The following is a 21,720-nucleotide window of genomic DNA, read 5'->3' as shown; positions in this document are numbered from 1 at the left end:
TGAGGTGGACCTTCTCCTCGGCAGTCTCCAGCGCATCCAGGCAGGCGTCGACCTGGTGCTTTCCGCAAGCCACCATGTATTCGGCCTGCGACAGGTCGCGCTCGATATTGATGCCGGCAGTCACAAGGCGCTTGTTTTCCTGCTCGAAACCGGCAACGGCATTTTCAAAGACGGTTTCGGCGCGGCCATCCTCGCCCGCATTTTTCAACACGGCGCCGAACATGAACTTTTCGAATGGGCTCATAGATGCAAGGCCATATTCGCCGGCCTGATCTACGGTAGCGACGGAAGCAGCCCAATCCTTCTCGATGGCGTGCACCAACATCATATCTGCGCTTCTCACCTGGCTGACAGGAAGGCTCTTCAAGTCTTCAATGACGTCGGGTTCTCCCAGCATGGCTCGAGGCACGTAAAGGCCGGGCAGCGGCAGGCTGACCATGAGCTCGAGCTGGCCTGCGCGATTAAGCAGGCTGGAGACACCGCGCAAATCCCACAGCGTGCCCTTTTCGCTGGCATGGGCCGTCAGGGTATGGCGCGCCGCATCGGCATAACGGTGCTGCGCCATGCGAATCCGTCCTAGCAGCTGGTGGCCGCGCTGGTCTCCAATGGCCAGGAATTTCTGCGCAAGTTTCTCGGCGTCATCGAAGCGATCCCGCTTTATGAATTCCTCGGTCAGGTTCGCGGCTACCAGGAAGTTCAAGGGGTCGCGCTGGATGGCCTCTTCAAGAACGACCAGTGCGCGTTGCGGATTGATGTCGTCCAGCCCACGCGCCAGCCATACGGCTGCCTCCAGGTAGGACGGGTTTTTCTTCAAGGCCGTTTCCAGGTCCCTGATGGCTTCTTCCACATCGATACCGTCATACACCTGGATAGCCGCGGAGGCCGCCAGGGTTTCCGGTTCGCCGGGTGCGTAACGTTGTGCCAGGCGCAGGTAATTGCCACCGCGTTCGATGACAACATCCGGTGCGAATTCCCCGTAGCCGCCGGAATACAGCAACCAGATGCAGATGGTCAGCTGGGCATAGGCCTTGCCGTACTCGGGTTCGATGGCGACCGCGCGCTCGAAATGATCTACAGCAGCCTCCAGGCTTTCTCCCGTGCGCTGAACCATCAGGTGCCGGCCCAGCAGGTATTCATCATAGGCGGCGGGTGAGATTTCCTGCTTCAGCGTCGGGGATTGGCCGTCGACGCCAAAGCGGGTCTCAAGCTCGTCGGCGATAGCGCGGGAGATTTCATCCTGCAAGGCAAAGATACCGGTCATGCTGCGCGTGTAGGTCTCGCTCCACTCGTGATAACCAGAGCGCGTGTCGATCAGCTGCGCCGTGATTCGCACCTGGTCGCTGTCGCGACGCACGCTGCCCTCGACCAGGTAATTCACATTAAGCAGTTCACCGATACGCTTCACATCGCCGGGTTCGCTTTTGAACTGGAACGAGGAAGTACGTGCAGCGACTTTCAATTGCGTGTTGCGGGCCAGCAGGTCGAGCAGTTGCTCGGAAAGCCCTTCGGCAAAGTAGGCCTGGTCACCGGCAGCAGAAAGATCGAGGAAGGGCAGCACGGCAATCGAGGTGTTGCCGTCGTTATCTGGCGAATCAGAAGAGAGGTTCGAGCCGAAGTAGCCGATGGCAATGCCCGCCATGACCAGGGCGGCAAAGGTGTAGAGGCGCTTTTGGCCGACAGCCGGCCCGCTGACCTTGACGCCGTCAGGCGTCAATTCGAGCGCCCAGGCGAGAATCAGTGAAATCGGGAAACCCATTAGCAGGATGAAGAACAGGGTCTTCAGCACCCAGTCGGGGGCTTCGAAGACGGGCAGGGCCAGGCCGGCGACCTGCGCGAGCAGCCACGCCGTGACGGCATAGATGACCGCAACCCTGACGACCTTGCGTTCGCGCAATTCCTTCCAGAAACCCATTCAGCCCCCCTAGCGACATTCGTGCCTTCATCCCTGCGATCCGGCACTTGTCTCAGTGTAGTAGAGCCGGAGCCGCACTTACCGAGGAAAGCCTGATGCGATGCTTAATATCCTGCAGCGCATCTGTTAGCTTTCAGGCAATCGCGAACGAGCAGGAGACAAGATGACCGCCGCTGAAAACACCTACCAGCCACGCTCCACCTTTGTCGATGTCATCGCCTGGCTGTTCATTGTCATGGCAGGCCTGGCCATGCTGATTGGCATTGCCCAGAACATCATGGTGTGGACGCTGTTCCCGGTCTTCGATGAGCAGGTCACCGCATCGGCAAACGCCGCTGCGCAACAGGGTTCGGCCTGGATGCTCCGTTTCATGCCGTACTTCTTCCTGTTCATGCTGATCGTCTTCACGATGACCTTCGTGGCCGCCATCAATCTCTATTTCCGCAAGAACTGGGCACGGCTACTGTTCATCGGTCTGATGGTGTTCGCCATTGTCTGGCAGCTGGGCGGGATTCTTGGCATGAACTTCGTGATGGGCGCCATTGATGATGCAACCGCAACCACCGACAACATGACGGACAGCTTTCACCGGGTCCAGCAGATGATGAAGTTTGTCAGCATTGCCATCGCGCTGGCGTTCAGCGGGCTCTTTGCATGGATTGCCTGGAAACTGAATACGCCGGTCATCAAAGCCGAATTTTCCTGACGCGATCCATCCTTAATAAAGGACGTTCGCTCGTTTCCAGCTGGACCTTGCTACGGGAGCCATTGGCTTGACCGAGAATTTCATTGCCTACGTCATCTTTGCCTCCGTGGCGGCATTCACGCCGGGGCCGAACAACGTGATGGTGTCTGCCTCCGGTGCCAATTTCGGCTATCGCCGCACCATTCCGCACCTGCTGGGCATCGCCTTCGGGTTTCCCGTCCTGCTGGTATCGGTGGGCCTGGGCTTCGGCCAGCTGTTCACGACCTATCCGGCAGCGCATACCGCGCTGAAAGTAGCCGGCTGCGCCTATCTGCTGTTCCTCGCCTGGAAGATCGGCAGCACGCCGCCGCAGAACCTGGAGGAACAGGAACACGCCGCCGAGGAAAAGCAGGGCAAACCGCTGACCTTCCTGCAGGCTGCCGCCTTCCAGTGGGTGAACCCCAAGGCCTGGACCGTGAATGTCAGTGCGGTGGCCGCGTTCACCACCCTTGATGGTTACGCCATGCAGCTCTTTTATATGGTGCTCGCGGCCATCGTCATCGGATTCTCGAGCTCGAGCACCTGGACACTGTTCGGCCAGGCCATCGGCCACGTGCTGTCGACGCCGCGCCAGCAGCGAGTCTTCAATATCAGCATGGGGATATTGCTCGTCGCCTCGCTTTATCCCATCCTGAAAGCATGAAAGACATCCCACGCTCTGCCCTGTTGCTTGGCCTCGCCGGGCTGATTCCCTTCTATGCGCCCTTGCTGCCTGCTGTAAGGGGCTGGTTGCCCTTGGATGCATTTCTTGCCTACGCGGTCGTGATTGCAGGCTTCATGGCGGGCGTGCAATGGGGCATGGGCGTCGCCACCAACACCCCGCGCGGCTGGGCGGTGTACGGCGTATCCGTGCTGCCCGCGCTATGGGCGGTGCTGGCTTTCATCGTGCCGCGCAACCAGGCATCGGAAGTACTGGTGGTGGCCTTCCTGGCAATCCTGGCCAGCGACTGGTGGCATGTGCAGGCGGGTCGCCTGCCGCGCTGGTACTGGCGCTTGCGCATCCTGCTGACCGCTTTCGTGGTACTCGCCCTGCTGGGCTGGGCGTTTTTGCTGGCCGCTTGAGCGGCTGCGTTGTTACTCTCTCTTTTTACTACCAAGCGGTGAATGCCAAGCCATGATGTCCCTGTTGATCACGTATTTCCTGATCGCCATCTGCACCTCCTTCCTGTGCTCCTTGTGGGAAGCGGTACTGCTGTCGATCACGCCATCCTATGCGCAGATCAAGCTGGAAGAAGGCACTGTGCTCGGCAAGCGCTTGAAGAAGTTCAAGCAGAACATCGACCGGCCGCTGGCCGCGATACTGACCCTGAACACGATCGCACATACCATCGGCGCGATCGGCGTGGGCGAGCAGGCAACCCTTATATGGGCTGAATCCAATCCCCTGATTACCGGCCTGGTCGTGCCCGTTGCCATGACCCTGGGCATTCTCATCCTGTCCGAAATCATTCCGAAGACCATAGGCGCGAACTTCTGGAAGGAGCTGGCACCTTTCACGGTGGCATCGCTGCGAGTGATCATTTTCCTGCTTTGGCCGCTGGTCTGGTTCAGCCAGCTGATCACGCGCCTGCTGAAGAAGGACAAGGAAGCCAGCATCTTTTCGCGCTCCGATTTCGTCGCAATGGCGGAGATCGGTGCCAAGCAGGGCGTGTTCGAGCGAGGCGAAACCGAGATCATCAACAACCTGCTGCGCTTCGATTCGGTGCGCGCGCGCGATGTCATGACGCCGCGGCCGGTAGTGAAGGTGATTTCGGAAGAAATCACCCTGCGCGAATTCTACGAGAGCAATCGGGATTTTCGTTTTTCGCGCATACCCGTCTACAAGGGTGAAAGCCAGGAGGACATCACCGGCTTCGTCCGCAAGGACGAACTGCTGCGACACCTGGTCGAGGACCAGGGCGATACCACTGTCGGCTCGATCAAGCGCGACATGCTGGTAGTGCACGAAAGCGCACCGATTCCGGACCTGTTCAACCGCTTCCTCGAGCAGCGCGAGCACATTGCGCTGGTGGTCGACGAATTTGGCGGCATGTCGGGCATTGTCACCATGGAGGACGTGATCGAAACCCTGCTGGGCATGGAGATCGTCGACGAACTCGACAATGCGGCCGACATGCAGCACCTTGCTCGCCAGCAGTGGGAAGAACGCGCGCAGCGACTCGGCTTGCTGGATGACCTCGAGAGGGAAGATTAGGCCGCGGCAGAGCCGTTGATGTTCTATCCTTGATGCAACAATAAAGGCCGAGAACGGCCACGCATCGGGGACAACAGCATGTCGCAGACCATGGCCGCGCCACCGCTCAAGGAGCGCATTCACTCCATCGACCTGTTACGCGGCCTGGTGATGATCATCATGGCGCTCGATCACGTGCGCGATTTCTGGGGGCCGCTGCCGGCCCAGCCGGAAGACATGGACGAGCCGGGCATGGCCTTGTTCCTGACGCGCTGGATCACCCACTTCTGCGCACCCGTCTTCGTATTCCTTGCCGGCACCAGCGCGTGGCTCTACCGCAGCAACACGGGCTGCTCGCAGGGCGAGTTGCAGAAATTCCTGATCACCCGCGGCCTGTGGCTGGTCGTCATCGAAGTGACTGTCGTGAACATGAGCTGGGGCGCCGTCTGGCAGATGCCCTTCTCCTTCCTGCAGGTGATCTGGGCAATTGGCTGCTCGATGATCGTGCTGGGCCTGGTCCTGCCGCTGGGGGTACGCGCCATCGCTGTACTGGGCCTGTTGCTGGTGTTTGGTCACAACCTGCTCGATGGCATTGCGTCACAGCAGTTCGGTGACTACGCGATTCTCTGGATGCTGGTGCACGAGCAGAATTTCCTGCCCATTCTTGGCGGCAGCTGGAGCCTTTTCATTGCCTATCCGCTGGTGCCGTGGATCGGTGTCATCATGCTGGGCTATGCCTTCGGCAGCCTCATCACCAGCCATCCGAATGGTGGCTGGTTCGGCCCGACGTTCAAGATCGGCCTGGCGATGACCATGCTGTACATCGTGCTGCGCCTGTTCGGACTGTATGGCGACCCGGTGGCCTGGGACAGCAGTGGCGGTTTCGAGGCCGCTTTGATCAGTTTCCTGAACGTCGAGAAATATCCGCCTTCGCTGCACTTCCTGCTGATGACCATCGGCCCGGCCTTGATGTTGATGCCGTGGATGGAAGGCCTGCGCGGCAAGGCGGTCGACATGATCAGCGTGTTCGGCCGCGTGCCGTTCTTCTATTACGTCATCCACCTGCCGCTGATCCATGCGACGGCCGCCATCTACCTGGTCCTGCGTTACGGGTCCGCTGGCTGGCAGTTCGCGCCACCGCAGGCCTATCCGCCGGAGTACAGCCAGAGCTTGCTGGTCGTGTATGCAGCCTGGGTGGGCGTCATCGTGGTCCTGTATTTTCCCTGCCGCTGGTACGCGGCACTGAAGCGTCGTCGCAAGGACTGGTGGCTTAGCTACCTTTGAGCATGCTGTCCTGCAGCAGCAGAAGTTTCATGTTCTTGCCACGAATTGGAAACCAAAACCGGGTTTCATGCATCAAAGGATATAGAGCCGGAGATAACAGAGGCAGTCATGGGTGAACATCGGCCAAAACGAGTACCGATCGAAAAGCCGGTTGATGCCGACTCGCCGCATCCTCATTGGGACAGCCTGCTGGAGCGCTTGTGCAGCTATCGTCGCTGGCGCGCCACGTCACTCGACTGTTCCCTGCCGGATACCGCGGCGCCGAAGAAAAAACGGCATTAGCCGGCGGTTTCAATCGCCGAGCGCATCGAACAATTGGAATGCCAGTTGGTTGAAGCGTTCGCGCGGCGTGGCCCAGGCTTGTGCCTCCGGATCACCATGCCAGGTCAGTTTCCGACACAGCTTTGCCACCCTGGGCATGTCGAAATCACCCTCTTTCCAGCTGTGACCGAATTCATTGCGGATGTTGCGCAGGCTGTTGAGGTCCCGATAGGTCTGGCCATCGATGAGCCCCAGTGCGTGACAGGCCTTGCTGCGGGCTGAAAAGCTGCCCAGTGGCGCCAGCGGGCCATCCAGCAGCTCCAGCCCTGTCTTGCGACTGCTGAAGTGATCGAGCAGGCGCCGCTTCAGGCATTCGTCCAGGTAGCTGGCGGCGAGCAAGGCCGCGGCCCGGTCGGACTCGGCCTTGAACTGTTCGATCAATGCTTGCTTGTCCAAGCCCTTACCCCCGTGGCCGACCCGCGATCATGCCCGGCTGCGGGTCACTCCAGGGAGCGGCGCAGCGTGTCTGGATATCGATGGCTTCAAATATAGATGGCCATCGGCAGGTCGTGGGCATCGCGGTGCTCGGGACCACCAACCCAGCCGGACTGCCAGGAAAGAATGCGCTGCGCCGTCCAGAGGCAGGCAACGGCATCGATCAGGTCATCGGCATTGACGTCCTTCCGATGGTAGTTCTCTTCGAGCTTCGACAGCATCGCGTCCAGCCATTCGCGGCGCCATGCCAGTGTCAGCAGCCCGAGTCTTTCTTCCTGGCCTTCCGGTGTGCGTTTTGAGTGCAGCACCGGGGATTCCTGGTTCATGTGGGCAAACGACAGCTCCGGGTGCACCTCGTAGGTTCGGCCGCGGACGGAGTCGTTCTTCCTGAGGCAGGCATCGACCTCGGCGATCTTCGGCATGATGTTCCAGACCTGGCGACTGTAGCGCTTGCCCTCGATTTTCTCGCGAATGGCGCAGGCTTCTTCGTAGCTACTGGCATTTACTGCAGCACGCAAGGGCGCCGGAAACACGGTCGAGCCGCGTGGCTTGAGGCGCTTTCGTGCTTCGAGGTCACAGGCGCGAGCGTCCTTGTCGGGCAGGCCGATGGGAATGTCGATACCGATGAAGGCTGTCGGAAACCGTTCCGCAAGGGCTTCGAAATGTTCTTCGACGACAAAATCGAAGTCACCGCCGTGCTCGTGGACGGCAATCCAGCCGGCCGGACAGCCATCAACGCCGATGGCAGATACTTTGGACATCATTGCTCCGTTGGAGAAAGTTATCCTGCCACCCTAACATCCTGCTGTTGTGATCGCAGGCGACGCCTGCCCTCCCGTCCCCCTCCAGGCTGAAATATGCCGCCCCGACCGCCGGTCTTGGTAGGCTGAATCCCAGTCATTCCGCGCCCGGAGCCCCTCATGGCCAGTCCCTGGATCCGCAACAGCCTGATAGCCGCCCTTTGTGCCACAGCCGTGATTCTGGCGGCCTGGTGGCCCAATGGCGGTTCGCTGCGAGCCGCGGTGGTCGCGCCAGAGCTTGCAGGCACGGCGGCCGCGCCCGACTTTCCCGAGGGGCTCGACTGGATCAATACCAACGGTGAGCCCCTCAGCCTGGAGGACCTGCGCGGCAAGGTCGTGCTGCTCGATTTCTGGACCTATGGCTGCATCAATTGCTACCACATCATCCCCGACCTGAAGCGACTGATGGCGAAGCATGGCGACGCGTTGGTGGTGGTGGGCGTGCATTCGGCCAAGTTCGCCTCCGAGGGGGACACGCGCCGGATACGCATGATCGCGCAACGCTACGAGCGCGACGAACCGATCGTCAATGACCGAGGTTTTGCCATCTGGACGTCGTATGGGGCTCGCGCCTGGCCAACGCTGGTGCTGATCGATCCGGCGGGCAACGTGGTCGGCAAGGTAGCAGGCGAGGGCCATTACGAATTGCTGGACGATGCCATCACGCGCCTGCTCGAAACCTTCGAAGCGCGGGATGCCATCGATCGCACGCCGCTGCCATTCGGGCCCGCGCCGGAGCCGGATACGTTCCTGCGCTTCCCTGGCAAGGTCATCGCCAATGGGCGTCACATCTACATCGCCGATTCCAACAATCATCGCATCCTGGAGACGGACCTCGCCGGCAAGCTTAAGCGTATTTTCGGCACCGGCGAACCGGGACTTGCCGATGGCGCCGCTTCCGATGCGCGTTTCCGGCAGCCGCAGGGGCTGGCCCTGGATGGCAATGGCCGGCTCTATGTCGCCGACACCCTGAACAGTGCCATCCGCCGCATCCATCTCGACAGCGGCGAGGTAGAGACACTGGCCGGTACCGGCGAGCAGATTTACATGACCAGGGCCCGGTATGCCGCCGGCGGTACGCCACTCAATTCACCCTGGGACGTGCTCTGGCATGACGGCGATCTTTTCATCGCCATGGCCGGCCAGCATCAGTTGTGGCGCCTCGATCCACAGAACGATGTTCTCGAACGCTACGCCGGTTCGGGACGCGAAGCCCTGCAGGATGGTCGGCGTCTCGAGGGTGGCCTGAACCAGCCGAGTGGCCTGGCGACCGATGGCAAGCAGCTGTTCTTTGCAGACAGCGAGGCCAGCGCGATTCGCTACATCGACTTCGACAACAATCGCATGAACACCATTGTCGGTACCGGCCTGTTCGATTTCGGCGATGTCGATGGCAAGGGCGATCATGTCCGCCTGCAGCATCCGCTCGGCGTGACTTATGCCAACGGCGTGCTGTATGTCGCGGATACCTACAACGACAAGATCAAGGTCGTCGATCCCGCGGAGCGGACCTCCCGCACCTTGATCGGGGGCAAGGGCGAGCTATTCGAACCTGGTGGCCTGCACTTCGCCAACAACAGGCTCTACATTGCCGACACCAACCAGCACCGCATCATGGTGTATGACTTTGCAACGGGCGAGCTGGCAGAGCTGGAGATTGCCGAATAGCGGAGGTGCCAGCGGGCCTTCGCCCGCTGGCCCTGCGAATCACTCGGCAGGTTCGGCCGCGGTGGCGTGCTGCGACTCCACGGGATCACCCTTGATGGTTATCGAAAAGTGCTTGTTCTCGGGCGTGATGAAGATTTCCTCGAGCTCCGTGCCGAGAACGCCTTCGCGCAACAGGCGCGCCGCATAGACCTGTACCTGCGTGCTGTCCTCGGGTTCGGCAAAGCGACCATGAACGCGTTGCAGGCCTTCCTTGTACGAGCCCACTCCCATGACATGAACGCCATCCGGTGCCAGCGACCAGACGGTCGCGACGCGCTCTGCGTCCTTGCTGACCTTGCGGACCTCGTAATCCGACAGCGAATAGCCGGCGTAGAAGCCGCTGCCAAGCAGGCCGAGGACCAGTGCGGCGGCAATCACCGCTTTCTTCAACTGGCCATTGCGGGTGGGGTCTCGCTGCAGGGTGTCGAGGTCTATTTCCAGTGCGGTTGCCAGGCGATCGAGCACCCCCTCCGAGGCCTGCGAGCGATCGTTCTCCAGCTTGGAAAGATAGGATTGCTCGATCTCGGCGCGCTCGGCGAGCTCGGGTTGGGTCAGGCCGCGAACCTGTCGCCAGTGCTTGAGATTGGTTCCCAGTGACATTTGCATCTCCTTGGTGGTTTCAAGAGGCTGCAAGTTTTCCTGCCTGCCCTTGGAATAAGAATCATCTCGGGCGTGAATAATGCAAGAATAACGATGAATCCTCAGGAATAGAGCGGATTCCCGGGGAGAAAAGCAAAGAGTTTTCGGAATCTTCCCTGGGCTGCGTAGAATGAACGGGTCATTCTTGACTGCCGCATTATCAAAGGTGTTGCCTTGAAAGACCGCAAGCTGGAAATGACCGAGATCCTGGACTGGCTCGCGGAGGACCGCATGGCCAGCCAAGAGCAACTGGACATCATGCGCGACCTGGCGCACCGCTTTCCCGGCCGCCACCCGCTGACGGTGATTGCCGAGCGCAACTGGCAGCATCCTGAATCGGGCAAGCGCCTGACCCTCGATGCACTGACCGAATGGCTTGCGAACAGGCTGGATCTCGAGTGCTATCACGTCGATCCGTTGCGCCTCGACGTGGCTCGCGCCTGCGAAGTCATGCCTTACGCCTATGCCGAGCGATTCAATGCCCTGCCGGTGGAAGTGCGCGACAAGGAAATCCTGGTCGCCACTGCCGAGCCCTTCCTGCAGAGCTGGAACAAGGAACTGTCTCAGCTGCAGGGCAAGCCGATTCGCTGTGTGCTGGCAAACCCCGAGGACATCGGACGCTTCCGGATCGAGTTCTACAACATGGCCAAGTCCGTGTTTGGCGCCGAGAAGGATTCCGGCAACAAGCGTGGTGGAGCACAATCGCTGGAGCAGCTCATGGAGCTGTCCCGCTCCGGCAAGCTGGAAGCGAACGACCAGCACATCGTTTCCATCGTCGACTGGTTGCTGCAATACGCCTTCGAGCAACGCGCCTCGGACATCCATATCGAACCGCGCCGCGAGTTCGGCAACATCCGTTTCCGCATCGATGGCGTGCTGCACGACGTTTACCAGTTGCCGACTGCGGTCCTGACGCCGGTCACCAGCCGCCTCAAGATCCTGGCGCGCATGGACATCGCCGAGAAGCGCCGGCCGCAGGACGGTCGCATCAAGACCCGCGACCCCGACGGTGGCGAAATAGAGTTGCGCATGTCGACCATGCCGACAGCCTTCGGTGAGAAGCTGGTGATGCGCATTTTCGATCCCGAGGTGTTGCTGAAGGATTTCACCCAGCTCGGTTTCGATCCGCAGGACGAGGCTACCTGGGAGCACATGACGAAACAGCCGAACGGCATCGTGCTGGTGACCGGGCCGACCGGCTCCGGCAAGACCACGACGCTGTATTCGACGCTGAAGCGCCTGGCCAGGCCGGAAGTGAATGTCTGCACGGTCGAAGACCCGATCGAACTGATCGAGCCCAGCTTCAACCAGATGCAGGCCAATGACGCGCTCGAGCTGGGTTTTGCCGATGGCATTCGCACCCTGCTCCGGCAGGACCCCGACATCATCATGATCGGCGAGATTCGTGACGGCCATACGGCCGAAATGGCGGTGCAGGCGGCGCTGACCGGCCACCTGGTGCTGTCCACCCTGCATACCAACGATGCACCCTCGTCGCTGACCCGCCTGCGCGACCTGGGCGTCCCGGGCTACATGCTGCACTCCTCGCTGCTGGGGATCATTGCGCAGCGGTTGATTCGCACGCTGTGCCCGAACTGCAAGCGGCCGGCCGAGATCGGCGATCCGGAATGGGAAGCGCTGACCCGCGGCTGGAAGATCAAGAAGCCGGCACAGGTCAACGAGCCCGTTGGCTGCCTGGAGTGCCGCAACACCGGTTTCCGGGGGCGCGTGGGCATCTACGAGATGCTGCAGGTCACGCCCGAGGTGAAGGAGCTGATCGGTGCCGATGCGCCGCTGGAGACCGTTCGCAAGACGGCCCAGAAAGCGGGCATGCGCCCACTTCGCCTGCGCGGTGCGCAGAAGGTTGCCGCCGGCCTGACCACGGCCGAGGAAGTCCTGCGGGTCGTACCGCCGCCCGATCCCGGCGCCTGATCGGCGCTCGCGACCCCTGCCGTGCCCCGCTGTACTGGCGGGGCTCCCCGTTGTCCTCGCCGTGACGGCATTTGCCAGTGAATTCCTACACCTGAGCAAGATTTACTCAGGTATACTTGCCGCCCTTTCGAGGCGGCTGACAGCATTCGAGATGGCAATGGAGTGGCAACAGAAGCTTGAAGAAGGCCTGGCAGCGCTGGCGCTGACCGAGCCGGCCTTGCAGGCCGGGCTGGAGCGCTACATCGGCCTGCTGGAAAAGTGGAACAAGGCTTACAACCTGACGGCGATCAGGGATGCTGGCGAGATGGTCACGCTGCACCTGCTGGACAGCCTGGTGGTGGCGCCATTGCTGCCGGCCGGGTCGCTGGCCGATGTCGGCACCGGGGCCGGCCTGCCGGGCATTCCGCTGGCCATGTTGCAGCCCGAGCGGGAAATTACCCTGCTGGACTCGAATATCAAGAAAACGCGCTTCTGTCAGCAGGCCGTGCTGGAACTGGGATTGAAGAACGTGACAGTGGTGCATTGCCGGGATTCGGACTACCACCCGGACCGGCCCTTTGCTAACGTAATCTCCCGTGCGTTCGCATCGCTGGCCGATTTCGTGGCCGGCACAGAGCACCTGGTCGCCGATGGGGGAAGCTTGCTGGCGATGAAAGGGGCTTACCCGGAAGACGAGGTCAAGGCGCTGCCCGCGAGGGCCCGCGTGCAGGCCAGTCACCCCCTGGTAGTACCGGGACTGGACGCCGAAAGACATTTGTTGGACATCCGATTGACCGGCTCGCCATGAGCGAGACAGGTGAATTCCCCGGGGCAGGGGCCGCCGCACAGCTGCAGGCGGGACAGACAGGAACACAGCCTCCTATGGGCAAGATTTACGCAATTACCAACCAGAAAGGTGGCGTCGGCAAGACGACCACTGCGATCAACCTTGCGGCGTCGCTGGCGGCTACCAAGCGCCGGGTGCTGCTGGTGGACCTGGACCCGCAGGGCAATGCCACCATGGGCGCCGGCATCGACAAGCATGCCATCGACAAGACAGCCTGTGACGTGCTGCTGAACGAGGCGACCGCTGCCGAAGCCATCGTCACGGCCGACAAGGCCAACATCGACGTGCTGCCGGCCAATTCGGACCTGACGCATGCCGAAGTCACTCTTATTAATGAATTCGGTCGCGAGACGCGGCTGCGCAAGGCCCTGGAAACGGTCAAGGATCGCTACGACTACATCCTGATCGACGGCCCGCCGTCGCTGAACATGCTGACCGTGAATTCGCTGACGGCCGCCGATGGCGTGCTGATTCCGATGCAGTGCGAGTACTACGCCCTCGAAGGCCTGGCCGCGCTGATGGATACCATCGACCAGATCAAGGAAGCGGTGAACCCGAAGCTGGAGATCGTCGGCGTGCTGCGCACCATGTACGATCCGCGCAACAACCTGGCTGGCGACGTGTCGGCCGAGCTGGTCGAGCATTTCGGCGACAAGGTCTACCGGACCATGATCCCGCGCAACGTGCGACTCGCCGAAGCCCCGAGCTACGGCATTCCGGCACTGGTGTATGACAAGACCTCCCGTGGCGCGCTCTCCTACCTGGCGCTGGCCGGGGAGATGATTCGCCGCGAAGAGAAGGAACGCCTGTCGGCCTGACGACGGGTTTTGATTGATTCGGCAGCCCCACGGGGCCTGCCAGGGAAGTGGACAAGGCAATGGCAGCGAAAAGACGTGGTTTGGGACGCAATCTCAGCGGGCTGATTTCCGGCAGTGCGCCGACGCAGTCCAGTGGCAGCGATGCGCCGATCGACAAGGAGCGCGCCCCCGACGCCGAGCTGAAGGACGTTGCCGTCGACTTGCTGCAGTCCGGCAAGTACCAGCCGCGCCACGATTTCCAGCAGGAAGCACTGCAGGAGCTGGCTGACTCCATCAAGGCCCAGGGCGTGGTCCAGCCGATCGTCATCCGCCCGATCGACGGTGGTCGCTACGAGATCGTCGCCGGTGAACGTCGCTGGCGCGCTGCGCAGCTGGCCGGCCTCCACAGCATTCCCGCCGTGGTTCGCAATGTGCCGGATTCCGCTGCCATTGCGATGGCCCTCATCGAGAACATCCAGCGCGAGAACCTCAATCCGCTGGAAGAGGCGATGGCGCTGAATCGCCTGATTTCCGAATTCGACATGACCCACCAGACCGCCGCCGAGGCCGTGGGCCGCTCTCGCGCCGCGGTATCCAACCTGTTGCGCCTGCTGGAACTCGAGGAAGGCGTGAAGCAGATGGTCGAGGCGCGCCAGCTGGAAATGGGCCACGCCCGTGCCCTGCTGGGCATCAAGGGCGCCGGCCAGGTGACAGCGGGCCGCCAGGTCGTGGACCGCGGCATGTCGGTGCGCGAGACCGAGAAGCTGGTGCGCAAGCTGCTGTCCGGCAGTGATACGCCGAAGAAAGCGGCAAAGAAGACGGACGATCCGAACATCCGCCATCTCGAAAGCGAGCTGACCGAAAAGCTGGGTGCGGCGGTCAAGCTGCAGCAGTCCGGCAAGGGCAAGGGCAAGCTGGTCATCAGCTACAACTCCCTGGACGAGCTGGACGGCATTATCGGCCACATCAAGTAAGCCGCCTAAGCGACTGACGCGCTGCCGAAACCTCGGCAAAAAGCGGCGAAAACCCCTGAAAAATCGCCAATCCGGGATTGAACCGGAATTCAGATATCTTTATACTTCCGCGGCTCAACCGAGGGGGCTGTCGAGGTTTGCCGCGTGCTGAAATCCATACCGGCAAAAATCGTTACAGGACAGCTCCTCGTCGGGATCGCGGGCGCAGCCATCACCTGGCCGCTGGCCGGGGCAAAAGCAGCCCTGGGGGCATTCCTGGGTGGCGCAATCGGGGCTCTACTCTCCCTGTATTTCGCGATAAGGGTTTTCATGCGTCGCGACGCGGAGTCACCGCGGGCGATGTTGCGAGCTTTCCAGCGTGCCGAAATGCTGAAGTTCGTAATGGCCGCCGCGCTGTTTTCGCTGGTGGCGATATACCTGGCGGATGTCTGGATTCCGCTGATGACGACATTCGTGGCGAGCCTGGCCGTATATGGCCTGGCCTTAACCTGGAAATCTGGAGACGGGTACTGACATGTCCGGCGAAGCAGCAGCGACCACGCCTACATCCTATGTGCAACACCACCTTACCCACTGGACCGTGGGCGAGGGTTTCTGGGCCTTGCATATCGACACCCTGCTGTTTTCATGGCTGACGGGCATCCTGATGCTGCTGATCCTGCGTGCCGGCGCCAAGCGCGCTACCGCGGGTGTGCCGGGCACCATGCAGAACCTGGTCGAAACCCTGGTGGACTGGGCCGACAACTCGGTCAAGGAATCCTTCCACGGCCCGCGGGGCTTCATCGGCCCGATGGCGCTGACCATCTTCATCTGGGTGCTGTTCTGGAACTTCCTGGACATCGTGCCGGTGGACTGGGTGCCGAGTTTCGCGATGTGGGTGGGCGGCCAGCTGGGTTACGATCCGCATCACGTCTACATGCGCATCGTGCCGTCGGCCGACATGAACGCCACGTTCGGCCTGTCGATTTCGATCCTGCTGCTGATCATTTATTACAGCTTCAAGGGCAAGGGTGCCGGTGGCTTCGCCAAGGAATTGCTGACGCATCCCTTCGGCTCGAACCCGTTCCTGATCATCCCGAACATCGTGCTGAACATCGTCGAGCTGCTGGCCAAGCCGATCTCGCTGGCGCTCCGACTGTTCGGCAACCTGTACGCTGCCGAGCTGATCTTCATGCTGATCGCCCTGCTGGCAGCCACCGCGACCGGCTTCGATGCCGCGAGCTTTGGCGGCTTCATTGGTGCGATCGTGATGGGCCTGGCCTGGACCTTGTTCCACCTGCTGGTGATTCCGCTGCAGGCGTTCATTTTCATGACGCTTGCCATCGTGTATCTCAGCATGGCGTACGAGAATCACTGATTTCGCTTTTTGTTGTTAGTTAGGTTTTTTCTTTAATAAGACGTTTCTTTGTTAGGAGGCTACATCATGGAATTCGTCGCAATGATCCAGTCCAGCACCGCTATCGCTGTTGGCATGATTTTCGCAGCTGGCGCCATCGGCACCGGTATCGGCTTCGGCCTGCTGGGTGGCAAGTTCCTGGAAGGCGCTGCCCGCCAGCCTGAACTCGCCGGCATGCTGCAGGTTCGCATGTTCATCATCGCCGGTCTGCTTGACGCGCTGTCCATCATCGGTGTCGGTTTCGCAGCATTCCTGCTGTTCGCCAACCCGCTGCTGGCTGCCCTGAACGCAGGCTAAGCACTCGTGTGCCGCTTCGGCGGCATCGAGACGTGTAAAGTTTTTACGAGAACGGGAGTTCCGACGTGAACATGAATGCAACCCTGATTGCTCAGGGCATTACGTTCTTTCTGTTCATCCTCGCGACCAAGCGATTTGTTTGGCCGACGATCACGCAGGCCATGGCCGAGCGCCGCCAGCAGATTGCTGACGGTCTTGCTGCTGCCGAGAAGGCCAGTCGTGATCTGGAAAAGGCAACGGAAGAAGCCAATGCCGTCCTCGCCAAGGCGAAGGACCAGGCGGCAGACATCCTGAACCAGGCCAACAAGCGCAGTTCCGAGATGGTCGAAGAAGCCAAGAACGATGCGCGCAAGGAAGGCGACCGGCTGGTCGCTGCCGCCAAGGCGCAGATCGAGCAGGAAGTTTCGCGAGCTCGCGAAGACCTGCGCAAGGAAGTGGCTTCGCTCGCGGTCATGGGTGCCGGCAAGATTCTCTCCAGGGAGATCGACGCCAAGGCCCACGGTGACCTGCTCGACAAGGTCGCGAACGAGCTGTAAGGGCTCGTACGGAAAACGGATCAGAGAACGACATGGCAGATATTTCGACATTGGCACGGCCCTACGCCAAGGCGGTTTTCGAACTCGCCCAGGCTGAAGGTCGCTTTGAAGACTGGCAGAAGATGCTGGATACGCTGGCTGCAGTTGCCGCCAACGAAGACATCCAGTTCATGCTGAAGGACCCGCGGGTCAGCACGGAAGTGCAGGCCGAGGTGTTCCTGAAGGCGGCCGGTGACGTGCTGGACGCCAAGGGCGCGAACTTCGTTCGCGTGCTGGCAAAGTACCGTCGCCTTGCCGTGCTGCCGGCGATTGCCGAGGATTACACGGCGCTGCGCGCCGATGCGGAAAACTCCGTGCAGGCAGAACTGCGCACGGCAGTCGAAGCGTCGGATGCCCAGGTGGCCGCCATCAAGGCTGCCCTGGCCAAGCGACTGGGCCGTGATGTCGAACTGAAGACTTCGGTCGATGCCAGCATTGTCGGCGGTGCGATCGTTCGCGCCGGTGACTTCGTCATCGATGATTCGGTTCAAGGAAAGCTGGAACGTCTCGCTGTTCGCATTGCCAGTTAAGGCCGCGGACACACTACAGAAATTGAAAAGTTGAGGAATTGACGATGCAACTCAATCCTTCGGAAATCAGCTCGATCATCAAAGACAAGATCGAGAACTTCGAAGCCGGCGCAGCCGAAGCGAATGTCGGTACCGTGGTCTCCGTGACCGACGGTATTGTCCGCATTCATGGCCTGACCGCCGCGCAGTACGGTGAAATGCTCGAGTTCCCGGGCGACTCCTTCGGCATGGCGCTCAACCTCGAGCGTGATTCCGTCGGCGCAGTCGTGCTGGGTGACTACAAGCACATCTCCGAAGGCGACACGGTAAAGACCACGGGCCGCATTCTCGAAGTGCCGGTCGGTGACGAACTGCTGGGTCGCGTCGTGGATTCCCTCGGTCGTCCGATCGACGGCAAGGGCGAGATCAAGGCCAAGGCCACTTCTCCGATCGAGAAGGTCGCGCCGGGCGTGATCACCCGCAAGTCCGTCGACCAGCCGGTCCAGACCGGTTACACCGCGGTCGACTCCATGGTGCCGATCGGCCGTGGCCAGCGCGAGCTGATCATTGGCGACCGCCAGACCGGCAAGACCGCGATGGCGATCGACACCATCATCAACCAGAAGAGCTCCGGCATTAAGTGCATCTACGTCGCGATCGGCCAGAAGGCCTCGACGATCGCCAACGTGGTTCGCAAGCTGGAAGAGCACGGCGCGATGGATCACACCATCATCGTCGCGGCCTCCGCCTCCGAGTCCGCAGCGCTGCAGTACATCGCTCCCTACTCCGGTTGCTCGATGGGTGAATTCTTCCGTGATCGTGGCGAAGACGCCCTGATCATCTACGACGACCTGTCCAAGCAGGCCGTGGCTTACCGCCAGGTTTCCCTGCTGCTGCGTCGTCCGCCGGGCCGTGAAGCCTACCCGGGTGACGTCTTCTACCTGCACTCCCGCCTGCTGGAGCGCGCTGCTCGTGTGAACGAGGAGTACGTCGAGCAGATGACCGGTGGCAAGGTGAAGGGCAAGACCGGTTCGCTGACCGCCCTGCCGATCATCGAAACCCAGGCGGGTGACGTCTCGGCCTTCGTCCCGACCAACGTCATCTCCATCACCGACGGCCAGATCTTCCTGGAGTCCGACCTGTTCAACTCCGGCATCCGCCCGGCAATGAACGCCGGTATCTCGGTATCCCGAGTCGGTGGTGCGGCCCAGACCAAGATCGTCAAGAAGCTTGGCGGTGGTGTGCGTCTCGCGCTGGCGCAGTATCGCGAGCTGGCTGCCTTCGCGCAGTTCGCTTCCGATCTCGACGCCGCGACCCGCAAGCAGCTGGATCACGGCCGCAAGGTCACCGAGCTGATGAAGCAGGCCCAGTACGCACCGTTCTCGGTTGCCGAAATGGGCGTGTCGCTGTACGCCGCCAACGAAGGCCACCTTGACGATGTCGCTGACGACAAGATCAAGGACTTCGAAAGCGCGCTGCACGACTACATGAATTCCTCGCACGGCGACCTGATGAAGCAGATCAACGAGAGCGGTGACTGGAATGGCGACATCGAAGCCAAGTTCAAGTCCGCTCTTGAAGACTTCAAGGCGAACCACGCTTACTAAGCGGAGCTCCTGATGGCAAACGCAAAGGAAATCCGGACACAGATCAAGAGTATCCAGAGTACTCAGAAGATCACCAAGGCCATGGAAATGGTCGCGGCGTCCAAGATGCGCAAGGCCCAGGATCGCATGGCCGCGTCGCGTCCGTATGCGGAGAAGATCCGTCGCGTCATCGGTCACCTGGCCCAGGCGAACCCGGACTACCGGCATCCGTTCCTGGTCGAGCGCGAAGTGAAGCGCGTCGGAATGATCGTGATCTCCACCGACCGTGGCCTGTGTGGCGGCCTGAACATCAACCTGTTCAAGCGCGTGCTGCGCGAGATCAAGGGCTACAAGGACCAGGGTGTCGAGGTCGACCTGATCGTCATCGGTGCCAAGGCGATGGGCTTCTTCAAGCGCCTGTCGGACCTGAACATCGTGGCCTCGACCAGCCACCTCGGCGACACGCCGCACGTGGACGACCTGATCGGCACGGTCAAGATCATGCTGGACGCCTACAAGGATGGCGGCATCGACAAGCTGGTGCTGGCGAACAACGAATTCGTCAACACCATGACGCAGCAGCCGGAATGCCTGCAGCTGCTGCCGGTGCAGATGGCCGACGAAGAAGATCTCCAGGATTACTGGGATTACATCTACGAGCCGAGCTCGGGCGAGCTGCTGGACAGCTTCCTGATGCGCTACGTGGAGTCGCAGGCCTACCAGGGCGTGGTCGAGAACGTGGCCTGTGAAATGGCCGCCCGCATGGTTGCCATGAAGGCCGCGTCCGACAACGCCGGCGAACTGATCGGCGACCTGCAGCTGGCCTACAACAAGGCCCGCCAGGCAGCAATTACGCAGGAGCTGGCGGAAATCGTCGGCGGTGCTGCAGCGGTCAGTTAAGACCGACAGCAAGTACGAATACTGAATTTCAAGAAACGCGAAACTGATTGAGGACGTTTCCATGAGTAACGGCAAAATTGTTCAGGTCATCGGCGCAGTGGTCGACGTGGAATTTCCGCGCGACAACATCCCGAATGTTTACGACGCACTGAAGCTGGAAGACGGCAGTCTGACGCTGGAAGTCCAGCAGCAGCTGGGTGACGGCGTGGTGCGTGCCATCGCAATGGGTGCTTCGGAAGGCCTGTCGCGCGGCATCGCAGTCCAGAACACCGGCAAGAAGATCTCCGTGCCGGTCGGCAAGGCGACCCTGGGCCGCATCATGAACGTCCTCGGCGAGCCGCAGGACGAAAAGGGCGAAGTGAAGTCGGAAGACCACTGGGAAATCCATCGCGACGCGCCGAAGTTCGACGAGCAGTCGGGTTCGACCGAGCTGCTGGAAACCGGCATCAAGGTCATCGACCTGCTCTGCCCGTTCGCCAAGGGCGGCAAGGTCGGCCTGTTCGGCGGCGCCGGCGTGGGCAAGACCGTGAACATGCTGGAGCTCATCAACAACATCGCCAAGGAGCACTCGGGCCTGTCCGTGTTCGCCGGCGTCGGTGAGCGTACCCGTGAAGGCAACGACTTCTACCACGAAATGTCGGATGCAGGCGTCATTCGCCTCGACGACCTCGCCCAGTCGAAAGTGGCGATGGTTTACGGCCAGATGAACGAGCCGCCGGGCAACCGCCTGCGTGTCGCGCTGTCGGGCCTGACCATGGCCGAGTACTTCCGTGACGAAGGCCGTGACATCCTGTTCTTCGTGGACAACATCTACCGTTACACCCTGGCCGGTACCGAAGTGTCCGCACTGCTCGGCCGCATGCCGTCCGCAGTGGGTTACCAGCCGACCCTGGCCGAGGAAATGGGCGTCTTGCAGGAGCGCATCACCTCGACCAAGACCGGTTCGATCACCTCCATCCAGGCCGTGTACGTCCCGGCGGATGACCTGACCGACCCGTCCCCGGCGACCACCTTCGCGCATCTCGACGCCACCGTCGTGCTGTCGCGTGACATTGCTTCGCTGGGTATCTACCCGGCAGTGGATCCGCTGGATTCCACCTCGCGCCAGCTGGACCCGCTGGTTGTCGGCCAGGAGCACTACGACGTTGCCCGCTCCGTGCAGGGCACGCTGCAGCGCTACAAGGAACTGAAGGACATCATCGCGATCCTCGGCATGGACGAGCTGTCGGAAGACGACAAGCTGGTCGTGCAGCGCGCTCGCAAGATCCAGCGCTTCCTGTCGCAGCCGTTCCACGTCGCCGAAGTCTTCACCGGCGCGCCGGGCAAGTACGTGTCCCTGAAGGACACGATCAAGGCCTTCAAGGCGATCGTGGAAGGTGAGTACGATCACCTGCCGGAGCAGGCTTTCTACATGTGCGGCACCATCGATGACGCCATCGAGAACGCCAAGAAGCTGTAACAGACGAGCAACGGGATAAAGCGAATGTCGACCATTCATGTAGACATTGTCAGTGCAGAGCAGTCCATCTTCTCGGGTGCCGCGAAGATGGTCTATGCACCGGCGGAAATGGGCGAAGTGGGCATTGCCCCGCGTCACTCCCCGATGCTGACACGCCTGAAGGCGGGTGAAGTGCGGGTACAGGACGCTGACGGCAACGAGCAGGAGTTCTTCGTCTCCGGCGGCATGCTGGAAGTCCAGCCACATCTCGTGACCGTGCTGGCGGATACCGCCCTGCGCGCCCATGACATGGACGAAGCCGCGGCGTTGAAGGCCAAGCAGGAAGCCGAAGAGGCCCTCAAGGACAATGCCGGCGAAATCGACATGGCCCGTGCCCAGGCCGAGCTGGCCGAGGCCGCTGCCCGCCTCAAGTTTGTCCAGAAGATCAAGAGCAAGCGTTAAAACAGCATTTTC

At 61.1% G+C, this 21,720-nt stretch carries 23 protein-coding genes; 19 read left to right on the top strand and 4 right to left on the bottom strand.

The window, feature by feature from the left end:
• Positions 1 to 1,912 (bottom strand): hypothetical protein (locus R3217_03935; protein ID MDX1454586.1); only part of this gene is annotated, 1,912 nt, incomplete at its 3' end.
• Positions 1,913 to 2,075: 163 nt separating this feature from the next.
• Here R3217_03935 and R3217_03930 point away from each other — a divergent pair.
• The 5 genes from R3217_03930 (at position 2,076) to R3217_03910 (ending at position 6,114) form a co-directional block, all read left to right on the top strand.
• The gene (locus R3217_03930; GenBank protein MDX1454585.1) at positions 2,076 to 2,618 is read left to right on the top strand and encodes a hypothetical protein; all 543 of its coding nucleotides are present in this window, start codon (positions 2,076 to 2,078) and stop codon (positions 2,616 to 2,618) included.
• A 67-nt stretch (positions 2,619 to 2,685) separates the two neighbouring features.
• A complete protein-coding gene (locus R3217_03925) occupies positions 2,686 to 3,300 on the top strand; it encodes a LysE family translocator (GenBank protein ID MDX1454584.1) in 615 nt (204 codons plus the stop codon).
• Positions 3,297 to 3,719, top strand: a complete 423-nt coding sequence (locus tag R3217_03920) for a DUF3429 domain-containing protein (protein MDX1454583.1) — start codon at positions 3,297 to 3,299, stop codon at positions 3,717 to 3,719. Before R3217_03925 ends, R3217_03920 begins: the two co-directional genes overlap by 4 nt.
• 52 nt (positions 3,720 to 3,771) lie before the next feature.
• Complete coding sequence (locus R3217_03915) at positions 3,772 to 4,851, top strand: hemolysin family protein (GenBank protein MDX1454582.1); 1,080 nt, start codon at positions 3,772 to 3,774, stop codon at positions 4,849 to 4,851.
• A 78-nt stretch (positions 4,852 to 4,929) separates the two neighbouring features.
• Complete coding sequence (locus R3217_03910; GenBank protein MDX1454581.1) at positions 4,930 to 6,114, top strand: heparan-alpha-glucosaminide N-acetyltransferase domain-containing protein; 1,185 nt, start codon at positions 4,930 to 4,932, stop codon at positions 6,112 to 6,114.
• A gap of 291 nt (positions 6,115 to 6,405) precedes the next feature.
• Here the strand turns inward: R3217_03910 and R3217_03905 are convergent, their stop codons facing one another.
• Both R3217_03905 and R3217_03900 read right to left on the bottom strand, forming a co-directional pair.
• A complete protein-coding gene (locus R3217_03905) occupies positions 6,406 to 6,831 on the bottom strand; it encodes an MltR family transcriptional regulator (protein MDX1454580.1) in 426 nt (141 codons plus the stop codon).
• A gap of 86 nt (positions 6,832 to 6,917) precedes the next feature.
• Complete coding sequence (locus R3217_03900) at positions 6,918 to 7,631, bottom strand: DUF429 domain-containing protein (GenBank protein MDX1454579.1); 714 nt, start codon at positions 7,629 to 7,631, stop codon at positions 6,918 to 6,920.
• Positions 7,632 to 7,790: 159 nt separating this feature from the next.
• Between R3217_03900 and R3217_03895 the strand changes: the two genes are divergently transcribed.
• Complete coding sequence (locus R3217_03895) at positions 7,791 to 9,338, top strand: redoxin domain-containing protein (protein MDX1454578.1); 1,548 nt, start codon at positions 7,791 to 7,793, stop codon at positions 9,336 to 9,338.
• Positions 9,339 to 9,377: 39 nt separating this feature from the next.
• Here R3217_03895 and R3217_03890 read toward each other — a convergent pair whose 3' ends face one another.
• On the bottom strand, positions 9,378 to 9,977 hold the full coding sequence (locus R3217_03890; GenBank protein ID MDX1454577.1) for a helix-turn-helix transcriptional regulator: 600 nt from the start codon (positions 9,975 to 9,977) through the stop codon (positions 9,378 to 9,380).
• A gap of 270 nt (positions 9,978 to 10,247) precedes the next feature.
• Here R3217_03890 and R3217_03885 point away from each other — a divergent pair, with 270 nt between their 5' ends.
• From R3217_03885 to R3217_03825, 13 genes are all read left to right on the top strand, one after another.
• A complete protein-coding gene (locus R3217_03885; protein ID MDX1454576.1) occupies positions 10,248 to 11,948 on the top strand; it encodes a GspE/PulE family protein in 1,701 nt (566 codons plus the stop codon).
• Between the two features lie 151 nt (positions 11,949 to 12,099).
• The gene (rsmG, locus tag R3217_03880) at positions 12,100 to 12,735 is read left to right on the top strand and encodes a 16S rRNA (guanine(527)-N(7))-methyltransferase RsmG (GenBank protein MDX1454575.1); all 636 of its coding nucleotides are present in this window, start codon (positions 12,100 to 12,102) and stop codon (positions 12,733 to 12,735) included.
• A 74-nt stretch (positions 12,736 to 12,809) separates the two neighbouring features.
• Positions 12,810 to 13,592: an AAA family ATPase gene (locus tag R3217_03875; protein ID MDX1454574.1), complete on the top strand. Its 783-nt coding sequence runs from the start codon at positions 12,810 to 12,812 to the stop codon at positions 13,590 to 13,592.
• Between the two features lie 59 nt (positions 13,593 to 13,651).
• The gene (locus R3217_03870) at positions 13,652 to 14,545 is read left to right on the top strand and encodes a ParB/RepB/Spo0J family partition protein (protein MDX1454573.1); all 894 of its coding nucleotides are present in this window, start codon (positions 13,652 to 13,654) and stop codon (positions 14,543 to 14,545) included.
• 144 nt (positions 14,546 to 14,689) lie between these two features.
• On the top strand, positions 14,690 to 15,058 hold the full coding sequence (locus tag R3217_03865) for an ATP synthase subunit I (GenBank protein ID MDX1454572.1): 369 nt from the start codon (positions 14,690 to 14,692) through the stop codon (positions 15,056 to 15,058).
• 1 nt (position 15,059) lies between these two features.
• Positions 15,060 to 15,902 (top strand): F0F1 ATP synthase subunit A, encoded by an 843-nt coding sequence (gene atpB, locus R3217_03860; protein MDX1454571.1) that lies wholly within the window; start codon positions 15,060 to 15,062, stop codon positions 15,900 to 15,902.
• A gap of 66 nt (positions 15,903 to 15,968) precedes the next feature.
• A complete protein-coding gene (gene atpE / locus R3217_03855; protein MDX1454570.1) occupies positions 15,969 to 16,238 on the top strand; it encodes a F0F1 ATP synthase subunit C in 270 nt (89 codons plus the stop codon).
• Between the two features lie 65 nt (positions 16,239 to 16,303).
• Positions 16,304 to 16,774 carry a F0F1 ATP synthase subunit B gene (locus tag R3217_03850; GenBank protein MDX1454569.1) on the top strand — a complete coding sequence of 157 codons (471 nt, stop codon included), beginning with the start codon at positions 16,304 to 16,306 and terminating at the stop codon, positions 16,772 to 16,774.
• Positions 16,775 to 16,806: 32 nt separating this feature from the next.
• Entirely contained in the window at positions 16,807 to 17,343 is a 537-nt protein-coding gene (locus R3217_03845) for a F0F1 ATP synthase subunit delta (GenBank protein ID MDX1454568.1), read from the top strand.
• 44 nt (positions 17,344 to 17,387) lie between these two features.
• On the top strand, positions 17,388 to 18,929 hold the full coding sequence (gene atpA / locus R3217_03840) for a F0F1 ATP synthase subunit alpha (GenBank protein MDX1454567.1): 1,542 nt from the start codon (positions 17,388 to 17,390) through the stop codon (positions 18,927 to 18,929).
• Positions 18,930 to 18,941: 12 nt separating this feature from the next.
• Positions 18,942 to 19,808 (top strand): F0F1 ATP synthase subunit gamma, encoded by an 867-nt coding sequence (gene atpG / locus R3217_03835; GenBank protein ID MDX1454566.1) that lies wholly within the window; start codon positions 18,942 to 18,944, stop codon positions 19,806 to 19,808.
• Positions 19,809 to 19,869: 61 nt separating this feature from the next.
• Positions 19,870 to 21,267 (top strand): F0F1 ATP synthase subunit beta, encoded by a 1,398-nt coding sequence (gene atpD / locus R3217_03830; protein MDX1454565.1) that lies wholly within the window; start codon positions 19,870 to 19,872, stop codon positions 21,265 to 21,267.
• Between the two features lie 24 nt (positions 21,268 to 21,291).
• The gene (locus R3217_03825) at positions 21,292 to 21,708 is read left to right on the top strand and encodes a F0F1 ATP synthase subunit epsilon (GenBank protein MDX1454564.1); all 417 of its coding nucleotides are present in this window, start codon (positions 21,292 to 21,294) and stop codon (positions 21,706 to 21,708) included.
• Positions 21,709 to 21,720: the final 12 nt, after the last annotated feature.

The sequence above is a fragment of the Gammaproteobacteria bacterium genome, from assembly GCA_033720895.1.
In the GTDB taxonomy this organism is placed as follows: Bacteria; Pseudomonadota; Gammaproteobacteria; order Natronospirales; family JAJUFS01; genus JAWWBS01.
Note: the sequence above shows the minus strand (reverse complement) of the source record. Positions and strands in the feature narration are given on the sequence as shown.

Coding starts and splice junctions, on each gene's coding strand:
- R3217_03845 (MDX1454568.1), top strand. CDS start 16,807: ATGGCAGATATTTCGACATTGGCACGGCCCTACGCCAAGGCGGTTTTC.
- R3217_03825 (MDX1454564.1), top strand. CDS start 21,292: ATGTCGACCATTCATGTAGACATTGTCAGTGCAGAGCAGTCCATCTTC.
- R3217_03870 (MDX1454573.1), top strand. CDS start 13,652: ATGGCAGCGAAAAGACGTGGTTTGGGACGCAATCTCAGCGGGCTGATT.
- R3217_03900 (MDX1454579.1), bottom strand. CDS start 7,631: ATGTCCAAAGTATCTGCCATCGGCGTTGATGGCTGTCCGGCCGGCTGG.
- atpE (MDX1454570.1), top strand. CDS start 15,969: ATGGAATTCGTCGCAATGATCCAGTCCAGCACCGCTATCGCTGTTGGC.
- atpA (MDX1454567.1), top strand. CDS start 17,388: ATGCAACTCAATCCTTCGGAAATCAGCTCGATCATCAAAGACAAGATC.
- atpG (MDX1454566.1), top strand. CDS start 18,942: ATGGCAAACGCAAAGGAAATCCGGACACAGATCAAGAGTATCCAGAGT.
- rsmG (MDX1454575.1), top strand. CDS start 12,100: ATGGCAATGGAGTGGCAACAGAAGCTTGAAGAAGGCCTGGCAGCGCTG.
- atpD (MDX1454565.1), top strand. CDS start 19,870: ATGAGTAACGGCAAAATTGTTCAGGTCATCGGCGCAGTGGTCGACGTG.
- atpB (MDX1454571.1), top strand. CDS start 15,060: ATGTCCGGCGAAGCAGCAGCGACCACGCCTACATCCTATGTGCAACAC.
- R3217_03890 (MDX1454577.1), bottom strand. CDS start 9,977: ATGTCACTGGGAACCAATCTCAAGCACTGGCGACAGGTTCGCGGCCTG.
- R3217_03930 (MDX1454585.1), top strand. CDS start 2,076: ATGACCGCCGCTGAAAACACCTACCAGCCACGCTCCACCTTTGTCGAT.
- R3217_03885 (MDX1454576.1), top strand. CDS start 10,248: ATGGCCAGCCAAGAGCAACTGGACATCATGCGCGACCTGGCGCACCGC.
- R3217_03920 (MDX1454583.1), top strand. CDS start 3,297: ATGAAAGACATCCCACGCTCTGCCCTGTTGCTTGGCCTCGCCGGGCTG.
- R3217_03895 (MDX1454578.1), top strand. CDS start 7,791: ATGGCCAGTCCCTGGATCCGCAACAGCCTGATAGCCGCCCTTTGTGCC.
- R3217_03915 (MDX1454582.1), top strand. CDS start 3,772: ATGATGTCCCTGTTGATCACGTATTTCCTGATCGCCATCTGCACCTCC.
- R3217_03875 (MDX1454574.1), top strand. CDS start 12,810: ATGGGCAAGATTTACGCAATTACCAACCAGAAAGGTGGCGTCGGCAAG.
- R3217_03910 (MDX1454581.1), top strand. CDS start 4,930: ATGTCGCAGACCATGGCCGCGCCACCGCTCAAGGAGCGCATTCACTCC.